The 11,815-nt window shown below is 41.7% G+C and carries 9 protein-coding genes; 6 read left to right on the top strand and 3 right to left on the bottom strand.

Going from position 1 to position 11,815, the window contains the following annotated elements:
- Positions 1 to 9: 9 nt before the first annotated feature.
- Complete coding sequence (gene lacZ / locus QE450_RS18630) at positions 10 to 3,318, top strand: beta-galactosidase, LacZ type (RefSeq protein WP_307302761.1); 3,309 nt, start codon at positions 10 to 12, stop codon at positions 3,316 to 3,318.
- Positions 3,319 to 3,396: 78 nt separating this feature from the next.
- Here lacZ and QE450_RS18625 read toward each other — a convergent pair whose 3' ends face one another.
- Positions 3,397 to 4,059: an MOSC domain-containing protein gene (locus QE450_RS18625; protein WP_307301205.1), complete on the bottom strand. Its 663-nt coding sequence runs from the start codon at positions 4,057 to 4,059 to the stop codon at positions 3,397 to 3,399.
- 148 nt (positions 4,060 to 4,207) lie between these two features.
- Here QE450_RS18625 and QE450_RS18620 point away from each other — a divergent pair, with 148 nt between their 5' ends.
- Together QE450_RS18620 and QE450_RS18615 are read left to right on the top strand one after the other, a co-directional pair.
- Positions 4,208 to 6,610: a TPM domain-containing protein gene (locus tag QE450_RS18620; protein ID WP_307301203.1), complete on the top strand. Its 2,403-nt coding sequence runs from the start codon at positions 4,208 to 4,210 to the stop codon at positions 6,608 to 6,610.
- Positions 6,611 to 6,733: 123 nt separating this feature from the next.
- Entirely contained in the window at positions 6,734 to 7,297 is a 564-nt protein-coding gene (locus QE450_RS18615) for an acyl-CoA thioesterase (protein WP_273614008.1), read from the top strand.
- A 77-nt stretch (positions 7,298 to 7,374) separates the two neighbouring features.
- On the opposite strand, the gene QE450_RS18610 is transcribed toward QE450_RS18615, so the two are convergent.
- Together QE450_RS18610 and QE450_RS18605 are read right to left on the bottom strand one after the other, a co-directional pair.
- Positions 7,375 to 7,599 (bottom strand): hypothetical protein, encoded by a 225-nt coding sequence (locus QE450_RS18610; RefSeq protein WP_204826042.1) that lies wholly within the window; start codon positions 7,597 to 7,599, stop codon positions 7,375 to 7,377.
- Positions 7,600 to 7,820: 221 nt separating this feature from the next.
- Positions 7,821 to 8,318: a hypothetical protein gene (locus QE450_RS18605; protein WP_273614007.1), complete on the bottom strand. Its 498-nt coding sequence runs from the start codon at positions 8,316 to 8,318 to the stop codon at positions 7,821 to 7,823.
- 213 nt (positions 8,319 to 8,531) lie between these two features.
- Between QE450_RS18605 and QE450_RS18600 the strand changes: the two genes are divergently transcribed.
- From QE450_RS18600 to QE450_RS18590, 3 genes are all read left to right on the top strand, one after another.
- Positions 8,532 to 9,815: an ABC transporter substrate-binding protein gene (locus QE450_RS18600; protein WP_274171551.1), complete on the top strand. Its 1,284-nt coding sequence runs from the start codon at positions 8,532 to 8,534 to the stop codon at positions 9,813 to 9,815.
- A gap of 63 nt (positions 9,816 to 9,878) precedes the next feature.
- On the top strand, positions 9,879 to 10,766 hold the full coding sequence (locus tag QE450_RS18595) for a carbohydrate ABC transporter permease (RefSeq protein WP_273614005.1): 888 nt from the start codon (positions 9,879 to 9,881) through the stop codon (positions 10,764 to 10,766).
- Positions 10,766 to 11,647 carry a carbohydrate ABC transporter permease gene (locus tag QE450_RS18590; protein WP_307301199.1) on the top strand — a complete coding sequence of 294 codons (882 nt, stop codon included), beginning with the start codon at positions 10,766 to 10,768 and terminating at the stop codon, positions 11,645 to 11,647. The genes QE450_RS18595 and QE450_RS18590 overlap by 1 nt, the downstream gene beginning before the upstream one ends.
- The last annotated feature ends 168 nt before the right edge of the window (positions 11,648 to 11,815 follow it).

Below are 11,815 nucleotides of genomic sequence, written 5' to 3'. Positions count from 1 at the left end.
ACTAAAGAGGTGATTGATTTGCGTAACCAAAAGTATACGTATACCGCTCCACCGAACGGGTTTCCTGAATGGAACCGCAATCCCGGCATTTTCCGTCTCAATCGTCTAGATGCGCATGCATCTGTGATTCCGTATGATTCGGTAGAACAGACTTTAAATGGAGAAATCGCAGATTCACCCTATTACCAATCCCTAAATGGAACATGGCAATTCGCTTGGGCTGAAAATCCAGATCAGCGTATTGTTGATTTTTATACAAAAGAGTATGACACCAGTACATGGAAAACGATTCCTGTACCTGCACACTGGCAAATGCATGGTTATGATGCTCCTCATTATACCAATGTACGTTATCCGTGGGATGGACATGAAGATATTCAACCACCGGAAGCACCGACCCAATTCAATCCTGTCGGTTCATATGTACGGACATTCTCTGTGCCTCAAGATTGGCAGGAAAAAGGTTCGGTCTATATCCACTTTGCAGGTGTAGAATCTGCTTTTTATATCTGGGTAAATGGCGATCTGGTCGGTTATAGTGAAGATTCGTTCACTCCGGCTGAATTTGATCTGACTCCTTATTTGCAAGCAGGTGAAAATAAATTAGCGGTAGAAGTCTATCGTTGGTGTGATAGTAGCTGGTTAGAAGATCAAGACTTTTGGCGATTGAGCGGTATTTTTAGAGATGTTTATCTATATGCGTTGCCTGATACGCATATTCAAGACTTCTTTGTACATACTGATCTGGATCAACAGTTTCAGGACGCACAATTAACCGTCGATCTTACTTTGCATCATTCCGGTTCGGCAATGGCTCGTCCTGATCCAACAGACAGTCTACGTTTTACCGATGTAGCCAAAGAATCGTACAGTATTCATGCGCAATTGTATGATGCTGATCGCAATCCACTTTGGGATCTTCCATTAAGTGGCCCGGTTTCGTTTCCATTTAATGCAACCGAAGGATTAGAAGGTGGAGATATTCATCGTACACAGATTCAGTTGTCTGCGAATGTGATAAATCCATTGAAATGGAGTGCAGAAGCGCCACATCTCTACTATCTGGTGCTGACGCTTAAAGATACCAACGGTCATATTATTCATTATACAGGTTGTCAGGTGGGCTTCCGTACATTCGCAATCGAAGGCAATGTCATGAAGATCAACGGGAAAACTGTAGTCTTTAAAGGGGTTAACCGTCATGAATTCAATGCGGTGACCGGACGTGCGATCACACGTGAAGATATGATTGCAGATATTCAGTTAATGAAATCGTACAATATCAATGCTGTACGGACTTCTCATTATCCGAATCATCCGCTCTGGTATGAGCTGTGTAATCAATATGGATTGTATGTGATCGATGAAGTGAATCTGGAAAGTCATGGTGCTTGGACGTACGGGCAAAAAGAACTGCTCAATACTGTGCCAGGTAGCAATCCAGATTGGACATATAATGTGTTAGATCGTACCAATTCGATGTTCCAACGGGATAAAAATCACCCATCCATCGTAATCTGGTCGCTCGGTAATGAATCATTTGGTGGCGATAATTTCTTGCACATGGCGGACTTTTTACGCAAAGCTGATCCATCACGAGTAGTACATTATGAAGGTGTATTCCATTATCGTCCTTCTGAAGATGCTTCTGATATCGAAAGTCAGATGTATACTCATATTCGTGAGATCGAGAAATATGCTCAACACAATCCAACCAAGCCGTTTATTCTATGTGAATACAGCCATGCGATGGGGAACTCTTGTGGAGGCTTAGCAGAATACTGGAAATTGTTCGATCGTTACGAAGTATTACAAGGTGGATTTATCTGGGATTGGATCGATCAAGCGATTCAGACACAGACTGAAGACGGAACTACGTATCTAGCATATGGTGGTGACTTTGGCGAGAGTCCTCATGATGGAAATTTCTGTGGGGATGGTCTGATTTTTGCAGATCGTACCGTATCTGCGAAGCTTGCTGAAGTGAAGAAATGTTATGAACAGGTGAAATTTAACTGGCGATTGGGTGAAGATCATCCTGTAGATGATGGATTAGAATCGAATGCGGTCATTACAACCAAACATTTGTCCGCAGGCGAAGCGGTAATTGAAGTTGAATTAACGAATCAGTATTTGTTTACTTCGTTAGAAGAATTTGATTTCAAATGGATCTTAACCGCAAATGGACAACTTGCTGATCAGGGTGTGTTAAGCCATGTAGTCTGTGCTCCAGGGCAGAACGTTACAGTCACTTTACCTGAATTGAAGCAGATTCCACGTGCTCCAGGGGTAGAATATATTTTGACATTATCGGTCGTACTCCGCGCAGATCAATTGTGGGCACAAGCCGGTCATGAAGTGGCATTTTCTCAATTTACATTGCCTGTTGTGCTGTCATTTGGTTCTCATCATGATGCTGAATTGCACGATCCTGAGCCGATTAGTGAATCGAGCCTTGTCGCTGTACAACATGCAGGTATGATTATGATCAATGGCGAAGGATTCTCGATCATTTTCGATTCAACTAATGGTGAGATGTTGTCTTATCAGATCAACAAAGTCCAATTGCTAGCTCAAGCCCCTGCTCCTCATTTCTGGCGTGCGATGACAGACAATGATCGCGGGAATCATCTGGATGAGCGTAGTGGCGTATGGCGCAGTGCGTCAGATGAACGGGAATTGGTTCATTTTGAAGTCGATCTGGCACGAGCGCAAGATATTATTATTATCAAAGTAGAATATTTACTGCCGACCGCAGGGTATTCACAATGCTTTGTCGATTATCATATTTTTGCCGATGGACGTGTAGAAGTGACTCAACGCTTGAATCCGGGCAAAGACTTACCTGAGATTCCAGAGATCGGTATGTTGCTGATGATGGATGCTTCTTTTGATCAATTATCATGGTATGGATTAGGTCCACATGAGACGTATTGGGATCGTCAAGCCAGTGGTAAAGTAGGCATCTATACCGGAACAGTAGCCGAGCAGATGGCTCCGTATCTCAAACCACAGGAATGTGGAAATAAAGTAGATGTACGTTCAGCGACAATTACCAATCGTGATGGAGTGGGCTTACAGATTACTGGTGTACCTCTGGTTGAACTGAATGTTCTTCCATATACACCAGCAGAACTGGAAGCCGCACCACATCATTACCAGTTACCTGTCAGCGGACATACGGTTGTGCGTATCAATGATAAGCAAACAGGAGTCGGTGGCGACGATAGTTGGGGTTCTGAACCGCATGAACAATATCGTCTGTATGCGAATCGTTCGTATACGTATAGTTATGTAATGCAAGGTATTGTGAAATAGGATAATACAAAGAACCGTAAGCGAGACAGTACTCGTTTGCGGTTCTTTGCTATGTTGTAGTATAAAGTTGTCATCTAATCAATCTGCCAACCGTTTACTTAAATGCTTACGAAGTGATTCTGCCAGCGCAGGTTCTTCTAATAGTTGGCGCAAGGTAGGGGTATCGCCACGTTCATCATACAGGATTCGATTACATTCCGCGATTGTACTTCCATTGCCTTCACGGCGAATCATTTCAAATTCATCTCCAGCTTGTACAACTCCATCTTCCAATACACGAAAATAAAATCCAGAATATCCGGTCTCCCGTACGCGCATGATCATTTCTTTACGTTCCAGATGAGCAGATAACTTGAAGCAAGGCTGGCGGGGCTGACTGACCTGTACGATAGCTGTTCCGATTCGATACACATCTCCAATACATACCACATCTTCAGTCAATCCAGTGACTGTAAAATTCTCCCCAAAAGCCCCCGCTTCAAAAGGACGATCCATTTCTTTGGCCCACCAGGCATAATGATCTTGCGAATAGACACAAGCGGCTTTGTCAGGGCCACCATGATTTTTGAGATCGCCTTGACCATCACCTTCAATTCCTTGCGAGCTAATGGGTAATGATTGAGTAGAAGGGCGTTTGATAAATCCGGTATAGACGGATTTGTTATTCCACTCTACATTTACAGGTAATGCTGTGTTTAACGAACATAATTTTGGTAACATAGATATAGTAGGGTTTACCATAAGATCATTTCCTCCAGATTGGGATTGCATTACAGATATTGTTATGTGTTCTATCATAATATAAGCCACTTTATTAGAACATCTCTTTCAGCAAAATATCCTTTTTGTTAAAGGCTCCCCTTTGAGCAGGGAAGAAAGGAAATGATAGATGAAGATAGACAAACGCACATTCAAATTCAACATATGGCTTCCGTTATTGCTAGTATGCTGGTTGATCTTGCAAAATATGACAGGGATTGCTTATAGTGCACAGCAACAAGGATTTGTACGGGATGATGCAGGACTATTCAGCAGTAGTGAGATCGACAAGCTTAATACAGAACTGAGTGGACAAGAATACCAGATGTATGTGAATACAGCTACAGGTATGGACGAAGCCCAAGGGCTGGCTTATGCCAATCAGATTTACGACCGCTCCAATTTGGACAAAAACGATATTGTACTTGTTATTACAACCAATCCGAATTACGTCCATCTGGTATTTCAAAATGCAGTACTCGCTAACAAAATTGCAAATAGCAATGAGCGCACGGTACAAGGGGTAACCGATAACGAATTTGTTCCCTCTGCCCAAGATGGCGATATTGTAGGCGGTGTGCTGGCAGTTAATAAATACATCAATCATGTTCCATTCACGACAGTCATTTCACAAAAGTTAGCACAAGTCGGATTAAACTGGGGTTCAGCGATTGCATTATTGATCGGTGGGATTGCGCTGATCTGGTTTTTGATCTGGTTGATTATTCGCTTAAATCAGATGGGCAAGCTCCGAACTCGCCGTCAGCAGATACAAGTACAGCACGATCAGATTGCAACCTCACTCAATAGCTTGATCGTATCTGATCTGTTCAAAGAGTTAGAAATGGGATTTGTAAACGGACAGACAAAAGAAATGATCGAACAGTTGCAAGCACAGTTGATGAAAGAACATGCGCATATCGCTATTTTACAGCAACAAATAGACGCAGTTCGCATCTCGATCGGTTCTGTCAAAAAGTCGGCTACCGATCTCGAACAGATCGAACAACAACAGACCGAGTGGGCAACTGATATGGCAAATGTCCAAAAACATCATCAAGAAATAGACGAGTTATCGCGTACTGTACGGGGAATGGTTGAAGCATCCAAAGTCAATCTGGAACAAGTGAAACAGACAGTAGCGAATCTGGAAAAGCAATACCAGTATCCACTGACCGCGATGAAAGATCGAATCGCTACGATTGAGCATATTTTACAAGAAGCTGATCAGTTGGATGAATTCGATTTTATCAAAGCCAAAGAACCGGCTGAACGTGCAGATCAATGGTTAGATGTTCTGCTAGAAGATATCCGTCTGTATGGAGAATGGGTGCAACGCAGTCAAAGGTATAATGTCGAGATCGACAATACCGAACACGAATTACGTCCGATTGTCGAACGGGAAAAGCTTAAATTAACGGTAGACGATCCTTTCCGTTTTTTAGAACATGCACGAGCTGAAGAAATCAAGCTAACTCAATTGCTAGCAGGCGGTAATGTAGAATTGATCCGTCAAAGTATGACCATTATCGAGCAAGATATTGCAGAAGCCCGTCAGGTGGTAAGTGATCTGATTCGTTTCCGGGATGAGTCCAACAAGACATTGATGATGGCGCAACAGCAAATGACAGACTTTCGCACAATGCCTGAAGTATATAATCAGGAAGTGAGTCGTCTGCAAGGAGAGTATGCCAATGTTCATATTCAAGAACAAGGGGCTCGTTATCAAGAAATTCAGAAAAGACAAGGTGAAGTCAATATACTGACTCCACAAATTGTAAATGCACTACATGATCAAATCCAACAGTATCGTCAAGCCAATATATGGAGCGAACAAGTGAGAGAATCGCTATCTCGTATGGAGGAATTACGTACCGAGATTACAAGCTACAAAGACCTGTTAGACAATCAGAAGCAAAGTGAGAAACAGCGCTTGGCAAATCTACAGGCAGATTATCAGCGTGCCAATGAACAGCAAGCAGCGATTAGAGTTCATCCTGATGATACCCAGCAAGTACAAGCGACTAGTTATGACGCTCTAGAACAAGCACAGCAGATCCTAAGTGGAAGCTTGCTTAATATGTCGAAAGTCAAAGAAGCTGTAGATCACGCGGCAACCAATACAAAGATTTTTGTAGATCGTGTAGAAGAGCTGACCAGACAACGTCAAGAAGCTGTGGAAGCGATCGAAGGGCTACTACAAGAACACCGGAATTTGTCTGCTCGTTATTTTACAACAGCGATTACCACCCATGTTCCGATGCTTCATGTACTGATCGAAGAATTACAGCAACTGGTCAGTCAGGGTTATTTTGTACAAGCACAGCAAAAGGCGCAAGAAGGCGAAAGTATACTGCAATTTATCGCTCTCGAATACAAAGCGATCTATGATCAGGAACAAGAGCGCAAGCGCCGTCAGCGTTCATCCGGCGGAGGTTCAGGCGGTTCATCATCTGGTGGAGGAAGTCGTTCGTCTAGCAGTTCCAGTTGGAGCGGAGGCAGTAGCCGTTCATCAGGTTCATCGAAATGGTAAATGTTTTGCTGATTCGTTGTATATTTTCTGAAAGCTATATTTGCAAACACGTCATAGAGAAGACTATGATAAGGATAGCTAGCAAGTCTAAAGACGATGGTATCAGTATAGGGAGGTAGAACAATGGATCAGTCATCTCAAGCGGGACAAGGTCAACCGACCAAACCGCAACAAGTCGAAAGTAAATATGTAAGAGAAACGCGTTGTTTTAAAACATCCCGTGTATTCCCGACCGATGTGAACAATCATAATACATTATTTGGCGGTAAATTGATGTCATATATCGATGATATTGCTTCAATTACGGCTTCCAAATTATGTCGTGTAGATACAGTCACCGCTTCTACAGACTCTGTCGATTTTCTGTATCCGATCAATCCGACCGATTCAGTCACACTGGAATCGTTTGTCACATGGACAGGTCGTAGTTCGATGGAGATTTTTGTGAAAGTGATACGCGAAGACCTCAAAACAGGGGAGAAACGCATTGCAGCAACTGCCTTTCTTACCTTTGTAGCGATCGGTGAAGACAATCATAAAGTTCAGGTACCGACAGTGATCCCAGAAACAGAAGAAGAACGCAAATTACACGAAACCGCACCTTCACGAGCAGCGATGCGTCGCCAACGTAGAGAAGAAAGCAAAGAATTTGCTGATTACCTCACTACCGAATATCCATGGGAATAACAACAAAAGCCAGTACACTCTATCTCAACTAGAGCGTACAGACTTTTTATTTTATCCGATCAATCTCAACCGCGGAACTATTCTTTCTGCTCGGTTTTGCGCGCTTTCCAACGCCACATCATTTCTCCGAACAAATAGCCGCATAACAAAAATAAAGGAACCGTATCTGTGATTTCTTCAAGGATACTATGAAAAGTCAGTACAAAACGATGATCTATATAATGCATGGCGATCATGCCGAGAGATGTTGTCCCACCGTAGCCTAATACACCTTCGCTCCATATAAATTGATACTTACTCATCATGACCTCCACATTAGTAACGGTATTAAAATCAATGTTATGACAATACCCACATCTATCCGAACATGACAACTATTTCTAAATAATAGCGTATTCATAAAAGAGTCGCAAGACTATTTCTGCGTAATTGGAAAATAAATACAATCGCAAGAAGTAGCAACGCTATTTTCATAGCAATCAGCGGTTATACATTCACAGAATCTCAGCTTTACAGCTTACGTTTATAAAGGGAGCAAATCTTGGCGTTTGGCAATATGTTCACAGTCTTTGCAGACGCCTACCAATCCACCATTGTCATTGGCATAAAAAGTGAGGTGTTTGACATCTTTTTTGCAATACGAGCATTTTTGAAGTCGTCCACTGGAAAAAGATTGGACTTGCTTGGGTTGATGTAGATTGCGAACAGTTGCTAATTTGGGAGGAATAGATACCGGTGGTACAGTTGTATCTTTAGGTTGGATATCAGCAGATTTAGCAGAATGTTTTTGTTCTGATGTCAGATGTTTGCGTTCACGAAAAGCAGATAAATCTACAATATTGGGATGATGCGCTGGATGCTCTTGTGTTGTGTGATCTGGTTGTGGTTCTTGAGCTGGCAATATAGGATCTGCCGGATGTATCGTTACCTTTTTGAGAGGGAAAACAATCCAGAGAACAACAGCAACAGCAACCACGGCTACTACAATAATACCGGTCAATATAATCGATCCTGGTTGCATAGACATTCACCTTCTTTTACACATATTTAGTAAGAAAAAAACAATTAATTACAAAAGGATTACCTTTTAATTCCTATCTATCCCTTTTTTGTTACATTTAGTTTTGCTATAATTCGTGTCATAGGTAGAACGGTGCCTGTTTCTGGCATCAACACCGCGATATCTTACATATTACATGATGGTCGTAGAAAGTATAACTGCCACACGAGAGGAATGAAGATTGTGAAAAAGAAATTTAGAAGTTGGATGTCAGTATGTCTACTCGCTGCATTATGTGTATCTTTACTCAGTGCATGTGGTTCAGACGCCAAAGATAATGAGGCACAAGATGGCAAAGTTACATTGAAGTTCTGGACGATTGCTCTTCAACCTACGTTCAATGACTATTTTAATGGCTTAATATCAGAATACCAAAAAAGTCACCCTGGGGTAACTGTAGAATGGAGCGATTATCCATATGATGCCATTTCTAATAAGCTATTAACCGGAATCGCGAGTGGTAACGTACCTGATGTTGTAAATTTAAATACAGAATTTGCTAATCAAATGGCTTCTAAAGGTGCGCTTGCTGATCTAGGACAATGGATGAGCGATGATGAGAAAAAATCATATTTTGATGGTATTTTTAATTCGACGGTATTTGATAACAAAGCCTATGCATTGCCGTGGTATACCGGAACAGAAGTGTTATTTATGAACACTCGTCTGGTGAAGCAAGCAGGGCTTGATCCCAAAAATCCGCCAAAAACGCGTGATGAGCTCAATGAATGGTCCCGTCAGATCAAAGCCAAAACAGGAGCCACTGGATATGCAACTACATTTGCAGCTAGAATGTTCCCGGTTGAAGGCATTTCAATCTTAAACGACGACAAAACAGCAGCAGCATTTAATACGCCTGCTACCCTAGCTTTAATTCAGAAAATGCAAGGATTGATCCAAGAAGGCGTACTGGTCAAAGAAGATGCTAACTTTGATAAGCAGATTCAATACTATTCCAGTGAACAGACCGCTTTTGAAATTGCAGGCCCTACTTTTATTAATTTTATCAAAACATCAGCACCAGATGTATATAAAAATACGATTGCTGTTCCACTTCCTACAGGCAAAGCTGATGTGCGTTTGTCGAATACGATGAATGTGGTTGTTCCTTTGAAATCAGCGAATGCAGAACAAGCAGCTGAATTTGCGAAATTTTTGACCAATGCGACTAATCAGACCGCATTTGCCAAAGCAGCAAATACATTGCCAAGTACCAAAGAATCGATCAAAGATTCCTTCTTTACTGAAAATGATGGCACATTAGAATCGGAAGCCAAAGTGGTCTCTGCTGAAAGTTTGGATAAAGCAGTCGATTATATGGTCGGTGTACCGAATGCTGGTGATGTGAACTCGGCGATTGCACGTCAATTGCAAGAAATCTTTATGAATGGGAAAGACCCTAAACAAGGATTGACAGAAGCTGAACAAGAAGTAAACCAAATTCTGTCGCAAAACTAAAGGGCTCTGCAAGCAGATCAGCAACCTAACCAAAGACGGACCCTTTAAAGGCGGTGGACGAACATGAAGAAATGGATGAGAACAGAAACATTTGCCGCATGGGCATTTATGGCTCCTGGACTGCTAATTGTCGCTGTATTCGTGTTATGGCCAATTGTATACGGACTTCCGTTATCTTTAACCGATTATTCGGTCATTGGAGAAACGCATTATGTAGGTCTAGACAATTATGTAACAGCTTTTCAAGATAAAAGTTTTTTGGCGTCATTATGGAATTCAATGGTATATGTGTTGATTGTACCAATTATTCAGATTATTTCGATCTTAATGGCTATTCTGGTCAATAGCCGAATCCCATTAATCAAAGCTTTTCGCGCAGCGTATTATATCCCGGTCGTCACCTCAATGGTGGCGGTCGCGCTGATGTGGAGCTGGTTATTTAGCAGTAATGGTGTAATCAATTATGCGTTGATTCAATTGGGTGTTATTCAAGAGCAAGTCGGCTGGTTGTCCAGTAGTAACACAGCATTGTATGTCATTATGTTTATTACGATGTGGAAAGGGCTTGGCTATTATATGATGCTGTATCTGGCTGGACTTCAATCGATTCCAACCGATCTGTATGAAGCATCGATGATCGATGGAGCAAGTCGCTGGCAGACCATTTACCGGATTACGATCCCTTTACTGCGTCCGCATATTTTATTTTGTACATTAATCTCGTTAATGGGGGCTATTCGTGTATTTGATGAAGTGTTTGTATTAACCAATGGTAAAGGTGGCCCGGGAACGGCTACTTTGACATCCAGTCTGTATATTTATCAAAAAGGATTGGTGCAATTTAACTTTGGTTACGCGTCAGCACTTGGTCTGATTGTAAGTGTGATCGTCGGTATCTTGAGTATACTGGTGTTCCGTCTGAACAAGAAAGGCGGTGTGCAAACGTACTGATGAATAATCCAACGATAAATACCAAACCTAATTACAAAACGCCCAGTCCGCAAGCACGTAAATGGAAAAAAGCATTTCGGTATACGATTACGTATATTTTGCTGATTGCTTTGGCGCTGTTTATGACCGGCCCTTTTCTCTGGTTGCTCAGTGTATCGCTGATGCCAGGTCGTAATGTATTTTCCAATCCACCTGCTATTTTCCCGACGTTTATTAATTTCGGCAATTATGCGCAAGTGTGGAACTTTATGAACTTTCCTAAATACATTATGAATACGGTCATTATTACAGTGATGGGTGTTGTATTTAATATTGTTCTGTCCTGTATGACGGCTTATCCGTTAGCTGTATTCCGGTTTAAAGGTAGAGATATGGTGTTTACCCTGCTGATTGCTACGATGATTATTCCATCATCTACTGCAATGATCGTGCATTACTTAACGATCCAATGGATGAATCTAGGTAATACGTATCTAGGTGTAGTACTACCTGCGGCAGTATCGGTATTTAATATTTTCTTAATGCGCCAGACGTTCTTAACGATTCCGACTGAAATTCGAGACTCCGGTAAAATGGACGGTGCATCTGAATTGCGCATCTGGTGGCAACTGGTATTACCACTCGTCAAACCGGGTATTGCCGTGATTATGCTACTCGAAGTGATGGCATTCTGGAACAATTTTCTGTGGCCAATTGTTGTGCTAGATGATCCCGGAAAATACCCATTAGCATCAGCACTAACATATCTTAACGGACAATTTTCCTACAACTTCGGCTGGATCGCCGCCGGAACCATCATTTCCGTAATCCCGATCATCGTCGTATTCCTGTTCACCCAACGCTACTACATGGAAGGCTTAGCAGGAGCCGTGAAAGGATAACAGTAGTCATATGCATAGATAAACTTATAACTATTTCATATTTTGTACATGCTTAAAGAAAACAATTTAAAATTTCCAATTGCAATTCGCTTAAATATCATATTCACAAATAAGCTTTTTCCATAAATAACTTTTCTATCTCAATATCTTTTTCACACTTTACAATAA

Origin of the sequence: Paenibacillus sp. SORGH_AS_0306 (assembly GCF_030819345.1) — a bacterium.
Classification (GTDB): Bacteria; Bacillota; Bacilli; order Paenibacillales; family Paenibacillaceae; genus Saccharibacillus; species Saccharibacillus kyungheensis.
Note: the sequence above shows the minus strand (reverse complement) of the source record. Positions and strands in the feature narration are given on the sequence as shown.